This window comes from Haloarcula terrestris (assembly GCF_031624315.1).
Taxonomy (GTDB): Archaea; Halobacteriota; Halobacteria; order Halobacteriales; family Haloarculaceae; genus Haloarcula; species Haloarcula terrestris.
Genome location: NZ_JAMQOM010000017.1, coordinates 19,893 through 38,627, shown reverse-complemented (window position 1 = coordinate 38,627; position 18,735 = coordinate 19,893). Strand labels below are relative to the sequence as shown.

The following is an 18,735-nucleotide window of genomic DNA, read 5'->3' as shown; positions in this document are numbered from 1 at the left end:
CCGGGATGGTCTCCGCCCGGAGACCATCCCTGGAGAAACTCAATTAGACCTTGCTGAGGATGCATATCCCCTCGATTGGTCTCCTGCTACGAGACAGTGGCGAAATTCATCGAGGCTAAACACATACTTTCAAGAGAAAGACCATTCGACGTGGTGTCAAGATCCCGTATACGGGACTCCAAGGCTCGCATACGGTGAGGATGGGATTCCAATGGTTCACACGTAGCGGATCACACCATCCGAGTATCACCGGTGTAACTACCTGACACTGATGTCCGCGAGCACTTTTGCACTAGCTACTACTTTCTGTGAATGACGGCACAACCAACGCAATTCACTATGTCTCAACAGAAATCAGATTACGCAGACGACGCGGATATTGACGAGTCACTGGACGAGCTAGCTTCCGACGCGGCCATCGAAGAGGCCGTCGAGAACTTGGAGGAAAACGGGTTCGAAGTGGTCGTCGTGGATTCGGCTGACGATGCGCTCGCGGAGCTGCAGTCACTCATCCCCGCGGATGCGTCCGTTATGAACGGCCACTCGACAACGCTCGAAGAAGTCGGCTTCGTCGAGTACCTGAGCGACGGGGACCACGGGTGGGAGAGCCTCCCCGATGAGATCTGGAGCATCGACGACGATGCGAAACGGCAGGCCGCACGGCGCGAATCACAGACGGCCGACTACTTCCTCGGTGGCATCAACGGTATTTCTCAGACCGGCGAACTCGTCGCTGCGGATCGTTCAGGGAGCCGTATCGGCGCATATCCCTTCGCCGCAGAGAACGTCGTCATTGTCAGCGGCATCAACAAGATCGTGCCGACGCTTGACGACGCGCTCGACCGACTGGAGTCTGTCGCCTATCCCCTCGAAAACGAGCGTGCAAAGGAGGCCTACGGCGTCGACTCCGCAATCGCAAAACAGCTCATTCTCCGCCAGGAACTCGAAGACGAGCGCACCACTGTCGTTCTCGTTCGCGAACACCTCGGGTATTGAGATCACCGGTTCCGTTGGTGCGGACGAACCGCGGAATTCTAATCGCTTGCGGGCAAGATTTTGACTAAGTTCCCCCATCAGCAGTCATGCCGCTACCGGGCATCGACTGGCAATTCCCATCCGGTTGCTGAATCGGCTCGACCGACCCCCACGAATGGAAGTCCCACTGCATAGACTCGGCTTCAATACGTCGCGGGTACCCGGAGTCCGCGAGAATGTAGTACGTGACCGGGTCCCGGCCCTCATCTTGTGAGAGTTCATACACCAGCACGTCTTCGCCATCGATGGTATCCCGACCGGCTGGCGTGAGTTCCGGGTTTGCTTGTGCCCGATCAGAGAAGTCACCGGGATCGACCTCGTCGCGGTCCATCCCCTGTTGCATCGTCCCTCGGAAACACTGGCCCCCAGCAACGGTGTATGTGCTGTTCCCAATATGGTACATCTCCATCTGCTGTCCCTGCTGGTCGAACGACCAGTACATATCCCCCTGGTAAACGCGGCCACTCATTTCCATGGTCCGGCCGTCGGATTCCATCGTCATGGTCATCGCATATGAGTCCGGAAACCGGGCCGCTTGGCCGAACTGGGGTGACTGTCCGTGGGTCCCGCCGTTCGTCGAAGTCCCTGTCGCTGTTGTCGAAGTCGTTTCAGGAGTGGTTTCTGCACCGCTGCCGCTGTTCTCGGTCCCATCTGAGCTACTGGTTTGGTCACTGCTACAGCCGGCGACCACAACCGTTCCCGCACACACGGCTCCAAGTAACTGCCTTCTGGTTAGTTGTAGCATAGGAAGACACGTTCCCCTCACCAACAACAAACATCATGGTATTTAATTACGGTTGTTATCAAGCATCCTCCATGCATTTAACACATGGATTCACCGTGGTCGAACGACCCTCCGGGTATCAACCGTCCAGTAATCAATGAGTATCCGAATTTTGAGGCTGATTACACGCGAACTTGATCCAGACCTCTGAAACAGTGTCCCGGCTGCAGGGAGTCGATACAGCAATGAGTACCAGCAGTCCAGATGAGCAGTGGTACAAGTAGATCCTCAGAGGCCCATTGATATAGTCATTTAGTATAGCTATATCATATAGTTATATATCCGAAGAGTTTGTCACTCCGAAACGTTTGTCACTGAGACGAATCTAGTCTAAGGAGTTGGTGCAATCAAGTCGTAGTAGGCTAACCAGGATCTAGTCCGAGCAGATACGAGCGAGATCAGGACTTATTAAACATGTATATTCATACACAGTCTATATGTACTTTCTAATTAATTGGTATATAGATGGATGATGACAGTGAGAGCGATGACGCTGTTGGTAACGCGGGTCTATTTGCTGAAACAAGCGAGATTCTTAGTGAGGTTCAGTACGAGCCGAGCAGCGAACGGGACTTCACGTCAGTTGTTGTTCAGGCGATCGCTACTCATACCGAAGACAATATGCAAACACTTCGTGAGTCGCCGTTGCAAAACCACATCGATGTCGGCGCTGTCGAGACACTTCTTTTCGGTTCTCCCCCGGATCAGTCAACTGGGCCAGCAACCCAGAATGTCACCTTTCGATACGGTGACGTTCTGGTGACGGTTCGTGCTGATGGCGTCATCCAGCTTGCAGATATCGAGAGTAGCGGGGAACACTGATTACAGAGGCATAAGACACTTTTTCTGCCCTCGCGAATCCGGTTTTCATGCCCTCCAATGACGTTTCAACCTTGAAATCTCAGCCCGCAGAACTCGGATCACCGGAACGAGACGTTTCCAGACGCGCGTTCCTGACGGCCATTGGGACCGCTACATCGGGTGCCCTCGCGGGGTGTAACACAGTAGTTACTGGGTCGGATGGACCACCGTTGCACGACGGCAACTGGGAGTCATTCGGTAACGATCAAACAAACTCGAACCGCGTAGGGGGCGGTATGCCAGAACCGACAGCTCACGAAATCCTCACTACCGGCGGCTGGCCCTACGCTCCACCAGTCGTTCACGACGGGATCGCGTACTTCGCCCACGAACGAGAGGTTATCGCTGTCACGCCCGACGGGAGTGAGCGCTGGTCACAGCGACTCGAACCCCGAGTATCCGGAGCCCCAGCCCTCGACCCGGAGCAAGACCGCCTCTACGTACCCACTCGGGTCAGTCGGACACCAGACGGGCCTGGCCCCGCGCCAGCATCAGTGACGGTTCTCTCGCTCTCCGAGGGGACAGTCGAAAATACTCTTCGAGTGGGAGACCGGAGCGCCTACGGCGTCACTGTCGTGGATAGCGACGTGTACGTCAGAAGTGCAACAGCCTGCGTCAAGCTTGGTTCCGACGGGAGCGAACACTGGCGACAGTCGTTTGAACCGCTCATCTACAACGAATACAACCTCGGTGACTCCACCGCAACGCAAGTCGTGCCTGCCGTCACCGGCGACGGTGTGTACGTCCCTGACCGGAACGCAATCGTGAAGCTCAATCCGGACAGTGGTGGCGAACACTGGCGGATTCCCGTTGAGACAGCGTATGCATCCCCAGTTGTCGATGACGGCAGAGTCATCCAGACGGGCTATGGAGAAACTGTCGCAGTCACGGACACAGGAAATGTACGGTGGCGACGGAGCCTCAGGAGTCGTGCGACTGCCGCGGTTGCCGACGGCGATATCTACATAGTCGCAGACGACTTGCACGAACTCGACGCCGAGACCGGTGAAACAAACTGGCAGACGCGGCTTCCGTTCAGAGGCACTGCCGCACCTGTCGTGACAGATGATAGTGTTATCGTGGTGACTGGGAGTGTACACGCCTTCAACAGGGATACTGGTGGCTTCCTCGCCCCGGACCGCGCCCGGTGGCAGACCGAAGGGATACACGCTGCAGCGTTCGCTTCACCGGTCGTTGCGGCTGGTCGACTTTTCGTGGTCAGTCCGATGGGTCTACTGTCACTCCGGTCTGAAGGGCACAGATGAATCTCGGAAGACCGAGCGGACAAAGATAAGCACCGATATCGAATATCGGTCTAGGGTGATTTGACACCATCGTGTCCGGAGTACTGGCCGCCACCAGGATACGTAACGGATATCACTGGTGTCGGTTTTGACACCACCATGTCCGCCGTTCTTTATCGTGAGAACCATTCCCCTTCAGTGGGTTTTGACACCACCATGTCCGCCGTTCCTATGGAGACTGGAAGTCCGAGAGCGTCGCTTCGTTATCAACGAGATTAGTGACAGATTTGTGAATACCCACATCGTCGACAGTCTTTTCAAGCGCTGAGAGAATCATTTCAGGGTCCATTTCGAGGGAATACTCACGATAGGTGCCCCCACGCCGTCCCTCGTTCCGCTCGATGGCAGAGATGATGCCCAACATCGACAGTTCACCGAGATGGTCACGCATGCGGCGTGGAACGAGGGGGTCGATCCCCGCTTTCTCGGCGAAATTGGTGTATCGGGGACGGATATCCCGTGTCCGGGCCGGCGTCTTCCCCTCCTGATCAAGCGTTACCATCGCGTACACGACCAAATGACCGTGTTGGGTAAGGCCGGAAATTCCTTCCTGAATCCGACCTCGTTCCAGGACATCCCGGGCTTCGCGAACGAGCGCTTCCGAGATGGTGTCCGTATCTTTGTCCCGAGCCAGATCACCCGTTTTCATGAGGAGATCGAGTGACTGCCGTGCGTCACCGGCGTCTTTGGCACCGTAGGCGGCACATAGCTCGATGACACCGTCTTCGAGGACGCCGTCGTGGAAGGCCACATCAGCCCGCTGTTGTAGGATTTGAATCAGCTCCTTCGCATCGTATGCAGGGAACTGGATCTCTTCCTCACAGAGTGAGCTTTTGACTTTCGGGGAGAGGTCATCGCGGAACGAGAAGTCGTTCGAGATACCGATGATGCCGATCTTCGCTGAACTCAGGTTTCCGTTCGCTCGCGCACGCGGGAGTTGGTACAATATGCTATCGTCTTCGATGTGATCGACCTCGTCGAGAACGATGTAGATAGTGCCACCACAGGAATCGAGTTCGGTCCACAGCATGTCATACACTGTGGCACGGGGATACCCCGTTGTGCTGATCTGGCTCGTCTCGTCCCTGAACTCGTTGACGAGACGGGTGGCGATCTGGTAACTACTGGAGAGGCCATCACAGTTCAACATCGTCACTGTGAGGTCGATATCCTCGTACTTGGCCGCGTCCTCCTCGAGATGGTCGATCAGATACCGCGTGCCAGCAGTCTTGCCGACACCCGTTTTACCGTAGAGGAAGATATTGTTAGGCTGCTCACCGTTGATTACGGGCTGGAGAGCGGCCCGATATCTGTTCAGTTCAGTATCACGTCCAACGAGATTTTCAGGCTGGTAATCCTCCCGGAGTGCATCACGGTCCAAGTAGATCTCAGTATCGCGTTCGAACATCCCCATAGTCGTTGCCAGACATATTGGAAGGAGACTATATAAAACCACCCCTGTCCGGAGTGTCCGGAGTGTCCGCTGTTCTGTTACTTATAAAAGAATCGGGGGACCCTCCCACCCCACTATGTCCGCAGTAACCGGAATACTATCGAGGGGGTCTCGAAAGGAACTATACACAAGAGAAAAGTTTATAATAGATAAGTGAGAGCTAGTCCGTAGGAGACCTAGAAAGCTGAAAGGAACTGCAGAATGGTAGTTTGCTAGAGTGTTCTCATCTCGATGGCCGCCATCTTGCGTTAAATATTGCTGCATCTCATTCCCCTCCCAGCCTGTTTTCGAAGAACTGCGGACAAAGTGGGGTGGGAGTGTTTCCAGTCTGTAAATCACCGAATCGTCTTTTTCAACCCTCTACATCGTATTTTACCGGACTCCCCCTGTATTGAACACACCGCGATGTCCGCTGTTCCTCATCCAGTGATTCAGAACAGCGGACATCGTGGTGTGGGTTGGATCCCGGACCGATCCGGACACCACTGTGTCCGTAGTAATTTGGCGTTCACTTCTCGCCTCACTACAACAGCGGACATGGTGGTGTCTCTCACAGTTGCCACTACCCATCTGTCATACGCCACAACGTCCGCAGTAAATACCTCTTAGGAAACCTCTAACGCAGCTTTACTGCGGACATTGTGGTGTTTTCATATTGGCCCAGCGATTATCGCTTACCTATCTCGGGTGACCGCCATCCCCGTCAATGACAGCGCGGAGCCGGGGTAGCTAATGCGACCCCAACGCCTTCCCCAAGCGTTCCCTCCCGACTGCAACAGCCAGGGCGACGGTTCCGATGACTGCGATAATCGCTCGGCCGGCAAGCCCCAGAGACATCCCGGCGAGCGACGCGAGCGTGTTCGTCAACAGGAACAGCACGACGACGGGGAGGACCCAACCGACCGTCAGGAGCCACGGCCGAGCCACCCACTCGAAACGGCCGGTTCCGGCGCGGAACTCCGCAAGTGCTTCGTCACGCAGTAGCCAGCCGACGATGACGGTGAACGCGAACAGCCCGACCGTCAACAGCAGGTCCGCCAACGTCCCGGAGACGAACTGGAAGACAGAGCTTGTGAGTGCAAGCCCGCTCCCAGTGACCGCAAGCAGGGCCGAGACCAACACTGTGGCTTGGCGTCGCGGGACGCCAAAGCTATCGACGAGTGTTGCGACTGGAGTTTCGAGCAGGCTGATGCCGCTGGTCACCGCGGCCATCAGAACGGTCGCGAAAAACGCCGTGGCGACAAGTGATCCGCCCGGAAGAGTGGCAAACGCCGTCGCGAGTGCGACGAACAGCGCACCGGGGCCGCCCTGCCCGGGGTCGACGCCCTGGGAAAACAACAGCGGAATGACGACCAGCCCGGCGAGTACTCCGATGAAGGTGTTCGAGACCGCGATAACGAGTGTATCTCGCGGGAGTGACGCGCTGTCATCGAGATACGAGGCGTAGGTCAGCATGACTCCGGCCCCAAGCGAGAGGGTGAAAAGCGCCTGTCCCGCCGCTGGCCCGATGACGTTCAGGAAGTTGGCGGCGAGGTAATCAGCGTCGAAGCTAAGGTAAAAGGTGTAGCCCGCGGCCGTCCCTGGCTGAGTTGCCGTCCATCCCGCGAGGCCAAGCAGTATTAGTACGACGCCTGGGAGCATCACCTTCGAGACGCGTTCGATACCGCGGCTCACGCCGAAAAAGACGATCCCGGCGACGATACCGAGAAACAGCAGGTGAAAGCCGACCGCACCGAGGCCGAAGCTGATGGATCCGAAGTACTGCTGGGGCTGCCCGAAGTACGCGCCGACCGGGGAGACCAGCGTGTAGCGAAGAATCCACCCGCCCACGACGGAGTAAAACGAGAGGATGACGAGCGTCGTCAGGACGTTGAACGCGCCCAGCCAGGACCCCCAGCGCGAGCCGGTGAGCGAGCGGAGCGCGGCAGTCGGAGTTTGTCGACCACGGCGTCCGAGGACGAACTCCGCGAGTAGTCCGGGGACACCGATGCCGACAACGACGAGCAGGTAGACAATGAGAAACGCGCTCCCGCCGTTGCCGGCGGTCAACCACGGGAACCGCCAGATGTTCCCGAGGCCGGCCGCACCGCCGACGGCGGCGAGTACGAAGCCGATGTTCGATATCCATGAGTCACGTGTGGCCATTCGTGTACAGATCTGGTTAGTGGGCACTCAAGTCTGTGTTGATTCGGTTGCTTTGGCTTGATTATGAAGAATTCACCCCTCCAATAGTCTGGCACGCAGTTTGTTGGACTGGATCGAGCGGATATCCAGCCACTCTAGGCGTGAAACAGCTACGGAATCCGCCTCAGACCGCGAGGTACTCCGCAATCGCGTCCTCCTCGGCAATCGTCGACGGCCCGAGTTCATCGACGACTGTCCCCCGTTCCATCGCGTAACAGCGGTCGGCCATTTCCCGGATGACCCCGAGGTTCTGCTCGACGAACAGAATCGTCGTCCCGAGGTCGTCGTTGATCGTCTGCATGTCCTGGCTGATCTGGTCGACGATAGATGGCTGGATACCCTCGCTTGGTTCGTCAAGCAGGAGCAAGTCCGGGTTCGAGACCAGCGCTCGGCCGATGGCAAGCATCTGTTGTTGCCCGCCCGAGAGCGTCCCCGCTTCCTGGCTGGCCCGCTCCTGGAGGACCGGGAAGTAGTCGTATATCTGGTCGTACAGCGTCTCGTCGCTGTCCGCCCGGATCGTCTCGCCCATCTTGATGTTCTGCTCGACAGTCAGTTTGGGGAACACATCCCGGCCCTGCGGAATGTAGCCGATACCGGAGCGGGCACGCTCGTCGGCGCTTGCATGCGTCACGTCGGTGCCGTTGTAGCTGATGGTCCCCTCGCTTGGTTCCAGCAGTCCCATCACCGTCTTCAGGAGCGTCGTCTTACCGACGCCGTTTTTTCCCATCACGCCGACGATTTCCCCCTCCTCGACGGAGAGGTCCACCTCCCGAAGTATCGGTGTCGTGTCGTAGGCGGCGGACACGTCGTCAAGTTCGAGCATTATGACTCACCACCCAGGTATATCCGCTGGACCTCCGGGTCGGATTCTATCTCCTCAATCGGCCCCTCGCGGAACACCTCGCCGTTGTGCAGCACGGTCACTTCTTCGGCGATGCTTGCGACGAAGTCGGTGTCGTGTTCGATGACGACGAAAGCGATGCCCTGCTCCTCGTTGAGCTGCATGATCCGCTCGGCAATAGCTTCGCGCTCGGCCACGTCGAGGCCGGCGACCGGCTCGTCGAGCAGGAGGAGGTCGGGTTCGAGCGCGGCGGCCATCCCGATTTCCAGTTGCTGTTGCTGACCGTGTGAGAGCTGCCCGGCGTCGACATCCTCGTACCCAGTTAGCCCGGCAGCCTCGATTGCGTCAGCGACCAGTTGCCGTCGTTCCTCCCCGTCGGCGAACTGCTGGACGGGGAGCCTAACGTTCTCTCTGACACTCAGGTCACCGTACACGGACGGGACCTGGAATTTCATACTGATACCGCGAGAAACCCGCTGGTGTGGCTCGAAATCGGTGATATCGTGGCCGTTGTAGTAGATACTGCCGTCGGTGGCCTCGTAGGAGCCGGTAATCAGGTTCAGTAACGTCGACTTGCCAGCGCCGTTGGGGCCGATGAGACAACGGAGCTCCCCCTCGTCAACCGAGAAGTCCACGTCGTCGGTGGCGGTGAACCCGCCGAACTGCTTGACGAGGCCGTCGGTCTGTAGCAGCGTCTCTGATCTGTCTCCCGTTGCCAGCTCCGCCGCAGTCTGTCGAACGTTCGGTCCGAGCGAGTCGACATCGGATTCGGTTTCAGTATCACTCATTAGTCACTCACCTCACTCGATGCGTCAGGGATGTCCGGCCCGTTGGTCTCGCCCGGGCCCGCCTGGGCTTTGACGATTCGCTGATGGACCCATGGGACGAACCCGCCTGGGAGCACCAGAATCGTCACCAGCAACAGGGTGCCAAGCAGGACCAGCGCCAGCTCCCCCGCCATCGAGATGCGGAGGTATTCGACGGCAAGCGTGGCGACGACGGCCCCGAGCAGGCTTTTCCGGCCACCGATACTCACCCAGATGACCGGTAACGTCGCAAACAGCAACGAGAACACGGTCGGGTCGATGTACACGTTCCGTGCGGCATACAGCACGCCTGACAGACCCGCGAGTGCGCCCCCGAGGGTGAACACGACGAACTTGACGCGGGTCACGTTGTAGCCGAACATCTCGGTCCGGTCCTCGTCCTCGCGGACGGCGACCATCACGCGGCCGTAGTCGGAGTTGACGAGGGCTCGCAGTGCCAGGTACGTCCCGACCAGCAACACTAATACGAGGTAGTAGAACGGGCTGATTTCGACCGCGCCGATACCGATTATCCGCATCGGGAACGGGTTGTAGATGAACTGGTAGGACGCCCCGCCGACCCCGAGGGTCAACAGCGGAATGTCCGGCATCCCGTTGAACCCGCCCAGTGCCGCCTCGCCGATAGCCCACTCGGACCCGGCGGTCTGGGCCATGAACGTGTGCATGACGATTGTCGAGACGAGCGTGATGATGGTGACGTACACGTCACGCACCCCGCCGTAGAACATGAAGTAGCCCAGTATCGCGGCGCTGACGCCACCGCCGACGATGCCGGCGAGCACGGCTGCCGTGATACCGCCCGGGGTTGCGAAATTGATCGAGACGACGCCGAAGGTGTAGGCACCGATCCCGAAGAAGACGACCTGCCCGAAGCTCAACACGCCCGAATAGCCCCAGACAACCGACAGCGAAAGTCCCAGCAGGGCCAACACCATGAACAGCGACAGTTGGGACCCGTCGCTGAACAGCGGGTAGACGGCAAGCGCGGCGATAGCGACCAGGAAGCCGACCCAGAACCCGCGCGACTCCCCGATGGTGTTCGGCCCCTCGAACCGGCTACGGAGCCGGCCCGGGAGCGACCTGTTCGCCTCGCCGTTTGCACTGTTTGTCGACATTTATTCGCTCTCCTGTCTCCGTTTCTGTAGCTGTTCGATGAACCCGGTGATGCCGTCGGGGAGGAACCGGAGCGCGATGAGCGCGGCGACGAGCAGCGCGATGCGGCCGATGAACGTTCCATAAAGGTTCGAGAACACGGCCAGAATCGCTCCGAGAACGCCCCCCGAGAGCGCAGTGCCGAGGACGACGCTCGGGCCACCGACCACGACGGCGACGAACGACTCAACGAGGAACTGGTCCCCGAGCGTCGGCCGCATCGTGATGACCGGCGCAAACAGTGCGCCCGTCAGTCCCGCCAGTCCTGATCCGATGCCGAACGTCAGCATGTACATGCGCTCAGTATCGACGCCCATCGCCTGTGCGGTCTCCTTGTCCTGTATCGTCGCCCGGGCGCGCATTCCGAACTCGGTTCGAGTAAACAGGTAGTAGGTGGCCACGAGTAGCGCGATGCTGACCCCAGCCAGGACGATCCGGTACGTCGAGTAGGAGAACGCGCCGTACTCGATGGGACCGAATGGCGTCGAGAGGCCGTCGATTGAGTTCCCGAAGGCGATCCGGGTTCCCTGGGTCAATATCAGGCTGAGCCCGAACGTGGCGACCATCGAGTCGGCCAGTCGGTCGTACAGCGGCTCGATTATGTCCCGGTCGAGCGTCCGCTGGCTGATGTAGTTGGGTATCGCGCCCGAGATGATGACTCGCTCTGTCGCGATTCCGAACAGCGCGGTGACCACGCCGCCGATGGGTATCGCGACCACGAGCGGGACCCCAAGGTGGGTCACGGACAGCGTTGACGCGTACGCGCCGATGAGGATGAACTCCCCGTGTGCCAGGTTGATGACGCCCATAATTCCGAAGATGATGGCCAACCCCGCCGCGGCGAGCACGATGAACGCGAAGCTATCGAGGAACTGTAACGCGAGGTTGATGCCGTTTACCATCCCTACTCGGCCTCCTCGTAGTAGTCGACCGGGGTGTACTGGGTCTGTTCCGGGTTCTCGGGGAGGTTACAGCCGACCGTCTCCGAGAGGAACTGTTCGGGAATCTGTCGGTTTTCGACGGCCTCGACGTTGTGCTCCTCGTCGGCACGCATGATCCACATGTGGTGATCGACGTGGTGGGTCGCGCCGTCGAGGCTGATCGTCTCCCCTTCGGGTGCTTCGGGGGCCTCTTCGGTACCGAGTTCGATCCCCGACTCCAGGGCGTCGATGACTTCCGGCTGTTCGGTGGTACCGGCCTGCTCGACTGCCTTTTTGTACATGTACGTCGAGAAGTAGTTGGTCTCGGCCTCCTCGTTGAGGTAGGGCGCGTCGGGGTACATCTCGAAGTAGCGGTCGACGAAGCCGCCGTCACGCGTGTTGCTGTCGGTCGGGACTTCCTCCATGTAGTTGACGCCCGCGTAGATGTTGGCCATCGCCGGGGGGTCGAGGCGTCGGTGTTCGTACCCCTGTGCCATCGCCGTCGAGGTCCCGATTGGCACGTCGAGACCGGCCGAGGCCTTCTGCTCGTAGAACGACGTGTGGTTCGCACCGACGAGCATCGACATGACGAAGTCGGGGTCTTGCTCCTGAATCCGGTTGATCGTTGAGCCGAAGGAGGACTCGCTCAGTGGGATGAACTCCTCGCCGAGTACGTTCGCGTCGTTTTCGTTTGCCAGCACCTTCACCCAGTCCGCGGAGAGCTGTCCGAAGTTGTAGTCGGCCGCGATGGTGTAGATGTCCGGCCCGAACTCCTCGACCAGATACGGGAGGACGATACCGAGCTGCTGGCGGGCGGTGGGACCGACTGCGAAAGTAAACTCGTCACAGACACCGCCCTCGTACTGGGTGGTGTAGAAGTAGAGCTGTTCGTTGCGGTCGATAATCGGACGGATAGCCTCCCGGGTCGCCGAGGAGTAGCCGGCCCACAGCGCGTCGACGTTCTCCTCGTTAATCGCCGTCCGGGTCAACTCCTGGTAGCGCTGGTTGTCCGACTGTGGGTCACGCTGGAACGTTTCGATCTGCTTGCCGTCGATGCCGCCGTTGGCGTTGATCTCCTCGATTGCGAGCATCGACGCTTTCGCTTTCGGATCGCCGACGAGGGCGAAGTTGCCGGACTGATCTTCGAGGACGCCGATCTTGAGCGTGTCGGCGCTGCTCGCGGTGTCCGTCGAGGTGCCGCCTTCCCCGGCCGAGCAGCCGGCGAGGCCCGCAACGACAGCGGCCCCGCTCGCACCGAGGAACTGCCGACGGCTGACTGACTGACGACTCATTCTGCTGCCTCCATTAGGGAACCGCGAACGCCATAGTTACGGCCGAGATCGTTGGTCATTTCAAGCGATTTAACACTAATATCCAAACGTTCGTCCATGATTTCGTTCACAGTGTTGACGTTCGGTAGGAAGTAAATAAGGTTTACCACTCTCATCTTATATTATCCTCCATTCCGTCTGGAGAGTATAAGGTCGTCAAAGGATATGACGAATAGTCAGAGATACCATTAGGAGTACCGACGAAATTTGAATTATTCAGTAATTCGGGGCCGGCGCTAATTGATACCTCAAAAGTGAAACTAGTATGACGATTACTGGGGTGTGACGGTCCGCCCCGCTACTACCAGTTATTTTTGCCGTCTCACCTCACAGATCGGCCCACATAGTCTCGGCCGCGCTACGGGTGTGCCCGCCGCCGATATCGCCAGCAGACTGGACGTGAGTCGCGTTGGCCCCGAGAAGTATGACAGTTCGATAGTCAGACCCATTTATATGGAGATGAAAATTTAGTATTTAACCCTGTTTTCGATATAGGGGCGTCACTTGCGCAGAGAGCAACTATTTTAGTATGTGTATCCAAAGAGAGGAGCAGATGATAGACGAACAGTCAGAAATCTACGGGACGGTGGCGAGATGAGCGACGGGCTTGTGCCCGGTGAGGTCATCCCGGGCGAGGGGACCGTGACACTGAACGAGGGTCGCGAGACCACCGAGGTGACTGTCGGCAACACCGGTGACCGGCCGTCCCAGGTCGGGTCACACTTCCATTTTTTCGAGGCCAACGCGGCCCTGGAGTTCGACCGCGAGGCGGCCATGGGGATGCGGCTGAACATCCCTGCTGGCACGGCGGTCCGGTTCGAGCCGGGCGACGAACAGACGGTCGAACTCGTCGAAATCGGCGGGAAGCGCCGTGCCCACGGCATGAACGGACTGGTCAACGGAAGCGTTGACGGCGATACGAGCGACGCTGTCGAACGAATGCGTGCGGGCGGATTCCGTGATACGGGCGAGTCGGCAACGGACAACGGCGACGCGGCGTCGGAAGCAAACCAATGACACGCGACATCGACCGCGAGAACTACGCCGAACTGTACGGGCCGACGACGGGTGATAAAATCCGACTGGGCGACACGGAACTGTTCGCCGAAGTCGAGGAGGATCTGCGGACTCACGGCGACGAAGCGGTGTTCGGCGGCGGGAAGACGCTCCGTGACGGTCTGGGAATGGCCCCCGGCGTCACACAGGCAGAGGGGGCACTCGACTGGGTGCTGACGAACGCAACCATTATTGACCCGATACTTGGCATCGTCGCTGCTGACATCGGCATTCGGAACGGGGAAATCGCCGGCATCGGGAAGGCCGGCAATCCTGATACGATGGACGGCGTCGACATGGTCGTCGGCCCGTCGACGGATGTCTACCCCGCAGAGGGGAAGATAGCGACGGCCGGTGGCCTCGACATTCACATCCACTTCAACTCCGCACAACTCCACGAACACGCGCTGTCGGGCGGGATCACGACGATGCTCGGCGGCGGGTACGGCGGCGGTGCGACGACGACCACGACCGGCCCGGAAAACATCAAGCGCTTCCTGCAGGCTGCCGAGGCGTGGCCGGTCAATGTCGGCTTCTATGGGAAGGGTAACGCCTCCGACCCCGGGCCGCTCCGCGAGCAGATCGCGGCCGGTGCCTGCGGGCTGAAACTCCATGAGGACTGGGGGTCGACGCCCGAGACGATCAACACCTGTCTCGAAGTCGCCGAGGACGAGGACGTGCAGGTGTGTATGCACACGGACACACTGAACGAGGCCGGCTTCGTCGAGAACACGTTCGGTGCTGTGGATGGCCGGACGATGCACCTGTTCCACATCGAGGGCGCTGGCGGCGGCCACGCGCCCGACATCATGGAGATGGTCGGCGAGCCGAACATGCTGCCCTCGTCGACGAACCCGTCGATGCCCTACACCGACAACACGTTCGACGAGCATCTCGACATGGTGATGGTGTGTCACCACCTCAACCCCGACGTGCCCGAGGACGTTGCCTTCGCGGAGTCGCGCGTCCGGGCGGAGACAATCGCCGCCGAGGACGTGCTCCATGACATGGGTGCGATTTCGATGATGACCTCCGACTCACAGGCGATGGGCCGGATGGCCGAGGTCATCCCACGGACGTGGCAGACGGCCTCGAAGATGAAATCCCAGCGCGGCCCGCTCCCCGAGGACGAGGGGACCGACGCCGACAACTTCCGTATCAAGCGCTATATCGCGAAGTACACCGTCAACCCTGCCATCAGCGCCGGCATCGAGGACCATGTCGGGACGCTCGAACCCGGCAAGCTCGCCGATATCTGCCTGTGGGACCCCGCCTTTTTCGGCGTCAAGCCGGCGATGACGTTCAAGGGCGGCTTCCCGGTCCACTCGGAGATGGGCGAGGCCAACGGCTCGCTGATGACCTGCGAGCCCATCATTCAGCGCGAACGGGCCGGTGCGGTCGGCAAGGCCAAACACGGCCTCTCGCTTTCGTTCGTCTCCCCGGCGGCCGCCGAGGCCGGTGTCGGCGAGGAATACGGTCTCGATTCTCGCATCGTCCCCGTCGAAGGAACGCGCACGCCCGGCAAGGACGATATGGTCCATAACGACTACTGTCCCGACGACATCGAGGTCGACCCCGAAACCTTCGAGGTCAAGGTTGACGGCGAACACGTCACCTGCGAACCGTCTTCCGAACTCCCACTCGCACAGCGGTACATGCTATGAAACTCACAGCCAAAGAACAGGAACGACTCACGGTCTTTACCGCCGCAGAGGTCGCGCGACGCCGCAAGGAACGCGGCGTTCCGCTGAACCACCCCGAAGCCGTCGCCTACATCAGCGACTGGTGCATCGAGCGCGGTCGGGACGGCCAGTCGGTCGCCGAAATCCGCTCGGGCGCGTCGAAACTACTCGGCCGCGAGGACGTGATGGACGGCGTCCCAGAGATGATCGACATGATTCAGGTCGAGCCGGTGTTCCCCGACGGCACGAAACTCGTCACGGTCCATGACCCGATCCGGTCCGACAGCGTCGGATCAGCCGATGACGATTCGGACGCGGCAGAGACAGCGACCGACGGCGAGAACTCGGCGGGGACGGACGAATGAGTCTCACGCACCGCGACGTAGCGACGGTCGGCATCGGCGGCCCGGTCGGCTCCGGGAAAACGTCGCTGCTGACCGCGCTCGTTCCCGAACTGCGCGACCAGGGGTTGGACGTGGGCGTCATCGCCAACGACATTCTCACACAGGAGGACGCCGACGTGCTCCGTGAGCGCTTCGCCGGGGTCGTCCCTGAGGACCTCGTGGCCGGGGTCGAAACCGGCGCGTGCCCGCACACGGGCATCCGCGAGGACCCGTCGATGAACCTCCAGCAGATAGACTCGTTCCTCGCCGAGCACCCGGAACTGGACCTCGTGTTGGTCGAGAGCGGGGGCGACAACCTCGCGGCGACGTTCAACCCCGAACTCGCGGACTACTCGCTGTATGTCATCTCGGTCGCGGAAGGCGAGGACATTCCCCGCAAGCGCGGGCCGGGCGTCGTCGACTGTGACCTGCTTGTCATCAACAAGACCGATCTCGCCCCGCACGTCGGCGTCGACCTCGACGTGATGGAGCGGGACGCCGACGAGGTCCGTGACGGGCCGGTCGAGTTCACGAACTGCAAGGACGAGTCGGGCATCGACGCGGTGTTGTCACACGTCCGCGAGGGGGTGCTGTTCGCCTGATGGCCGCCGATGCGCCCCACCCAGCCTTCGAGGGGTACGCGACTGAGGCCGTGCCACAGGCCGCTGTCGGGTCGCCTGGGAAAGACGGCGTACTCGAACTGACCTTCGAGCGGACGGCCGACGGGACGGCTCTGGTCCACGACTACGCGACAGTCCCGTTCCACATTTCGGGGACGCTGGCACACGACCCCCACCCCAACGTCGACACCGTATTCATCCAGTCGCCGACCGGCGGCGTCGCCCAGGGCGACCGCCACGATGTGTCGATAACTGTCGGGGACGACGCCATCGCTCACGTCTCGACCCAGAGCTCGACGAAAGTCCAGACGATGACGTGTAACTACGCCGCCGCCGACACGACTCTCAGTGTCGGCACCGGCGGCCACCTGGATTACGTTCCCGAGCCGACGATTCTCCACGCCGATTCCAGGTACTTCCAGGAACTCACGGTCGACCTCGCTCCCGGCGCGACAGCCGTCGTCAGTGACGTGGTTGTCCCCGGCCGACTCGCTCGGGGCGAGCGGTTCGACTTCGAACGGTATCTCTCCCGCGTGCGCGGGACCGGGCCTGACGGGCTCCTGTTCGAGGATACGACGCATCTGACACCGGCGGACGGGGACCCCACAGTGCCCGGCGTTCTCGGTGAGTTCACCGTCTACGGGACGATGTTCGTCCTCGCCCCGGACCGCGATGAGTCCGAACTGAGCGACGCACTGCATGCGGTCGTTACCGACAGCGAAGCCAAGGCCGGTGCGACAGCGCTCCCCAACGGTGCTGGCGTCGCGGTCCGCGCCCTCGGCGACCGGGCTGAGACGGTCCAGGCGACGCTCCACGCGGCCTGGGACCACGCTCGACAGGAGTTGCTGGACGCCTCTGCCCCCTCCGGGAGGAAGTACTGATGTTGGTCGCAGACACCTATCTCGGCCACCGCGATGACGACGCCGTCGCCGAGGCCCTCGAAGCGTCGGACCACGCCACTGTCGTGCTCTCGGACACCGAACGCCAGCGCTCGCGGGTTCGAACTGAGACGATAGACGGCCGGGACCTCGGTATCGTGGTTGCCCGCGATCTTGGGGACGGCGACGTACTCGAAGCCGAGGACGGGACCCTCGTCGTCATCGAACTCGCCGCAATTGAGGCTCTCGTGCTCGATTTCGCCGACAGCGGTGTTTCATCGACCGCGGCGCTGGAACTCGGTCACGCCGTGGGGAACAAACACTGGAATCTCGCGGTCCGGGGCCAGGAAGCGCTGTTCCCGGTGACGGACTCGAAAGAACGGATGGAAGATACGGTCGCCGAACTCCTCCCCGCGGATGTGCCGACGCGGTACGAGCACGTTCCGCCGACGACGTTCGACGACGACGGGGTCGATCACAGCCATGGCGGCGGCCACACCCATGGTAAGGACAGCCACGGTCACGGCGGCGCTGGCCACGCTCACGGCCACGGCGTTCGGACTATCGATGGAGGCGACCAATGAGCGATACCGCGACGCTGGACTCGTTTCGGTTGGCCGACTCGTTTCTCCCAGTCGGGACCTACACGATCTCGTACGGGCTGGAGCAGTTCATCCAGGACGACCGGGTGGAAGACGCGGCGGACCTCGAAGCGCTCCTTGTGACGTATCTCCGCCGCCAGGTCGGGCCTGCTGAAATCGTTGCGCTCCGGGCCGCACACGCCGCTGCAACCGAGGGGGACCTCGATGCAATCTGTCGGGCCGACCAACGGCTCTCGGCCGTGACTCTGGCCGCGGAGTTCCGCGAGAGCGCACAACAATCCGGGGACCGACTCCTCTCACTCCAGACAGACCTGCGTGACGAGTCGCTACTGGACCGCTACGCTGAACGCGTGGTCGCTGACGGCTCGCCCGGAAACTATGCCGTTGTCCTCGGCGTTGTCACAGGGCTCGCTGGCGTTGCTGTCCGCGATGCCTGTCTGCTGTGCTGTCACGGGTTCGTTACCGGACTGCTGGGTGCGGCCCAGCGGCTTCTCTCGCTTGGTCACACGGATGCCCAGCGAATCCTCGACGGTCTGCAGCCGGTGATGACAGCTGCCGTCGAGGACAGCGAAGACCGAACGATAGACGAGATGACTCCGTTTGCTCCACTGGTCGACGTACTGGCCGCCGAGCACGAACGCGCGGAGCGACGACTGTTCGCTAGCTAACGACCGGCCGATCCTCGGCCCTACACAGAGACTGGCGACCGAAGACTTCGGCATCACGAATCCGTTCGTCCGCAAACTAACACCCGGTTGCCCTCAGTACTCCCGCTCTACTTTTTTAATCGTTCAATTGCAATCGTGATACGTAACGGGATGA

At 60.4% G+C, this 18,735-nt stretch carries 18 protein-coding genes; 10 read left to right on the top strand and 8 right to left on the bottom strand.

Features of this window, described 5'->3' with window-relative positions; translation table 11 throughout:
* Positions 1–339 precede the first annotated feature (339 nt).
* Positions 340–996: a lactate utilization protein gene (locus tag NDI54_RS19745; protein ID WP_310898088.1), complete on the top strand. Its 657-nt coding sequence runs from the start codon at positions 340–342 to the stop codon at positions 994–996.
* 64 nt (positions 997–1,060) lie between these two features.
* Here the strand turns inward: NDI54_RS19745 and NDI54_RS19740 are convergent, their stop codons facing one another.
* Positions 1,061–1,780 carry a hypothetical protein gene (locus tag NDI54_RS19740; protein WP_310898087.1) on the bottom strand — a complete coding sequence of 240 codons (720 nt, stop codon included), beginning with the start codon at positions 1,778–1,780 and terminating at the stop codon, positions 1,061–1,063.
* Between the two features lie 504 nt (positions 1,781–2,284).
* Between NDI54_RS19740 and NDI54_RS19735 the strand changes: the two genes are divergently transcribed.
* Both NDI54_RS19735 and NDI54_RS19730 read left to right on the top strand, forming a co-directional pair.
* A complete protein-coding gene (locus tag NDI54_RS19735) occupies positions 2,285–2,641 on the top strand; it encodes a HalOD1 output domain-containing protein (RefSeq protein WP_310898086.1) in 357 nt (118 codons plus the stop codon).
* 275 nt (positions 2,642–2,916) lie between these two features.
* Positions 2,917–3,945, top strand: coding sequence for an outer membrane protein assembly factor BamB family protein (locus tag NDI54_RS19730; RefSeq protein ID WP_310898085.1), 1,029 nt, complete (start codon positions 2,917–2,919; stop codon positions 3,943–3,945).
* A 208-nt stretch (positions 3,946–4,153) separates the two neighbouring features.
* Here the strand turns inward: NDI54_RS19730 and NDI54_RS19725 are convergent, their stop codons facing one another.
* The 7 genes from NDI54_RS19725 to NDI54_RS19695 form a co-directional block, all read right to left on the bottom strand.
* Complete coding sequence (locus tag NDI54_RS19725) at positions 4,154–5,398, bottom strand: Cdc6/Cdc18 family protein (protein ID WP_310898084.1); 1,245 nt, start codon at positions 5,396–5,398, stop codon at positions 4,154–4,156.
* Between the two features lie 768 nt (positions 5,399–6,166).
* Positions 6,167–7,582 carry a sodium-dependent transporter gene (locus tag NDI54_RS19720; protein ID WP_310898083.1) on the bottom strand — a complete coding sequence of 472 codons (1,416 nt, stop codon included), beginning with the start codon at positions 7,580–7,582 and terminating at the stop codon, positions 6,167–6,169.
* Positions 7,583–7,745: 163 nt separating this feature from the next.
* The gene (locus NDI54_RS19715; RefSeq protein ID WP_310898082.1) at positions 7,746–8,444 is read right to left on the bottom strand and encodes an ABC transporter ATP-binding protein; all 699 of its coding nucleotides are present in this window, start codon (positions 8,442–8,444) and stop codon (positions 7,746–7,748) included.
* On the bottom strand, positions 8,444–9,250 hold the full coding sequence (locus tag NDI54_RS19710; protein WP_310898081.1) for an ABC transporter ATP-binding protein: 807 nt from the start codon (positions 9,248–9,250) through the stop codon (positions 8,444–8,446). The genes NDI54_RS19715 and NDI54_RS19710 overlap by 1 nt, the downstream gene beginning before the upstream one ends.
* Positions 9,250–10,404 carry an urea ABC transporter, permease protein UrtC gene (urtC, locus tag NDI54_RS19705; RefSeq protein ID WP_310898080.1) on the bottom strand — a complete coding sequence of 385 codons (1,155 nt, stop codon included), beginning with the start codon at positions 10,402–10,404 and terminating at the stop codon, positions 9,250–9,252. The genes NDI54_RS19710 and urtC overlap by 1 nt, the downstream gene beginning before the upstream one ends.
* A complete protein-coding gene (gene urtB / locus NDI54_RS19700; RefSeq protein ID WP_310898079.1) occupies positions 10,405–11,343 on the bottom strand; it encodes an urea ABC transporter, permease protein UrtB in 939 nt (312 codons plus the stop codon).
* 2 nt (positions 11,344–11,345) lie between these two features.
* Complete coding sequence (locus NDI54_RS19695; RefSeq protein WP_310898078.1) at positions 11,346–12,653, bottom strand: urea ABC transporter substrate-binding protein; 1,308 nt, start codon at positions 12,651–12,653, stop codon at positions 11,346–11,348.
* 633 nt (positions 12,654–13,286) lie between these two features.
* Here NDI54_RS19695 and NDI54_RS19690 point away from each other — a divergent pair.
* From NDI54_RS19690 to NDI54_RS19660, 7 genes are read left to right on the top strand one after another with little or no spacing between them, the layout of a single operon-like run.
* On the top strand, positions 13,287–13,709 hold the full coding sequence (locus tag NDI54_RS19690) for an urease subunit beta (RefSeq protein WP_310898077.1): 423 nt from the start codon (positions 13,287–13,289) through the stop codon (positions 13,707–13,709).
* Positions 13,706–15,412 (top strand): urease subunit alpha, encoded by a 1,707-nt coding sequence (gene ureC, locus NDI54_RS19685; protein WP_310898076.1) that lies wholly within the window; start codon positions 13,706–13,708, stop codon positions 15,410–15,412. The genes NDI54_RS19690 and ureC overlap by 4 nt, the downstream gene beginning before the upstream one ends.
* Positions 15,409–15,795, top strand: a complete 387-nt coding sequence (locus tag NDI54_RS19680; protein ID WP_310898075.1) for an urease subunit gamma — start codon at positions 15,409–15,411, stop codon at positions 15,793–15,795. Before ureC ends, NDI54_RS19680 begins: the two co-directional genes overlap by 4 nt.
* Complete coding sequence (gene ureG / locus NDI54_RS19675) at positions 15,792–16,415, top strand: urease accessory protein UreG (RefSeq protein ID WP_310898074.1); 624 nt, start codon at positions 15,792–15,794, stop codon at positions 16,413–16,415. The genes NDI54_RS19680 and ureG overlap by 4 nt, the downstream gene beginning before the upstream one ends.
* Positions 16,415–17,314 (top strand): urease accessory protein UreD, encoded by a 900-nt coding sequence (locus NDI54_RS19670; protein WP_310898073.1) that lies wholly within the window; start codon positions 16,415–16,417, stop codon positions 17,312–17,314. Before ureG ends, NDI54_RS19670 begins: the two co-directional genes overlap by 1 nt.
* Positions 17,314–17,895 (top strand): urease accessory protein UreE, encoded by a 582-nt coding sequence (locus tag NDI54_RS19665; RefSeq protein ID WP_310898072.1) that lies wholly within the window; start codon positions 17,314–17,316, stop codon positions 17,893–17,895. Before NDI54_RS19670 ends, NDI54_RS19665 begins: the two co-directional genes overlap by 1 nt.
* Complete coding sequence (locus NDI54_RS19660; protein ID WP_310898071.1) at positions 17,892–18,581, top strand: urease accessory protein UreF; 690 nt, start codon at positions 17,892–17,894, stop codon at positions 18,579–18,581. The genes NDI54_RS19665 and NDI54_RS19660 overlap by 4 nt, the downstream gene beginning before the upstream one ends.
* Positions 18,582–18,735 lie beyond the last annotated feature (154 nt).

Coding starts and splice junctions, on each gene's coding strand:
- NDI54_RS19665 (WP_310898072.1), top strand. CDS start 17,314: ATGTTGGTCGCAGACACCTATCTCGGCCACCGCGATGACGACGCCGTC.
- urtB (WP_310898079.1), bottom strand. CDS start 11,343: ATGGTAAACGGCATCAACCTCGCGTTACAGTTCCTCGATAGCTTCGCG.
- ureG (WP_310898074.1), top strand. CDS start 15,792: ATGAGTCTCACGCACCGCGACGTAGCGACGGTCGGCATCGGCGGCCCG.
- NDI54_RS19680 (WP_310898075.1), top strand. CDS start 15,409: ATGAAACTCACAGCCAAAGAACAGGAACGACTCACGGTCTTTACCGCC.
- NDI54_RS19740 (WP_310898087.1), bottom strand. CDS start 1,780: ATGCTACAACTAACCAGAAGGCAGTTACTTGGAGCCGTGTGTGCGGGA.
- NDI54_RS19670 (WP_310898073.1), top strand. CDS start 16,415: ATGGCCGCCGATGCGCCCCACCCAGCCTTCGAGGGGTACGCGACTGAG.
- NDI54_RS19730 (WP_310898085.1), top strand. CDS start 2,917: ATGCCAGAACCGACAGCTCACGAAATCCTCACTACCGGCGGCTGGCCC.
- NDI54_RS19715 (WP_310898082.1), bottom strand. CDS start 8,444: ATGCTCGAACTTGACGACGTGTCCGCCGCCTACGACACGACACCGATA.
- NDI54_RS19690 (WP_310898077.1), top strand. CDS start 13,287: ATGAGCGACGGGCTTGTGCCCGGTGAGGTCATCCCGGGCGAGGGGACC.
- NDI54_RS19695 (WP_310898078.1), bottom strand. CDS start 12,653: ATGAGTCGTCAGTCAGTCAGCCGTCGGCAGTTCCTCGGTGCGAGCGGG.
- NDI54_RS19710 (WP_310898081.1), bottom strand. CDS start 9,250: ATGAGTGATACTGAAACCGAATCCGATGTCGACTCGCTCGGACCGAAC.
- NDI54_RS19720 (WP_310898083.1), bottom strand. CDS start 7,582: ATGGCCACACGTGACTCATGGATATCGAACATCGGCTTCGTACTCGCC.
- urtC (WP_310898080.1), bottom strand. CDS start 10,404: ATGTCGACAAACAGTGCAAACGGCGAGGCGAACAGGTCGCTCCCGGGC.
- NDI54_RS19725 (WP_310898084.1), bottom strand. CDS start 5,398: ATGGGGATGTTCGAACGCGATACTGAGATCTACTTGGACCGTGATGCA.
- ureC (WP_310898076.1), top strand. CDS start 13,706: ATGACACGCGACATCGACCGCGAGAACTACGCCGAACTGTACGGGCCG.
- NDI54_RS19660 (WP_310898071.1), top strand. CDS start 17,892: ATGAGCGATACCGCGACGCTGGACTCGTTTCGGTTGGCCGACTCGTTT.
- NDI54_RS19735 (WP_310898086.1), top strand. CDS start 2,285: ATGGATGATGACAGTGAGAGCGATGACGCTGTTGGTAACGCGGGTCTA.
- NDI54_RS19745 (WP_310898088.1), top strand. CDS start 340: ATGTCTCAACAGAAATCAGATTACGCAGACGACGCGGATATTGACGAG.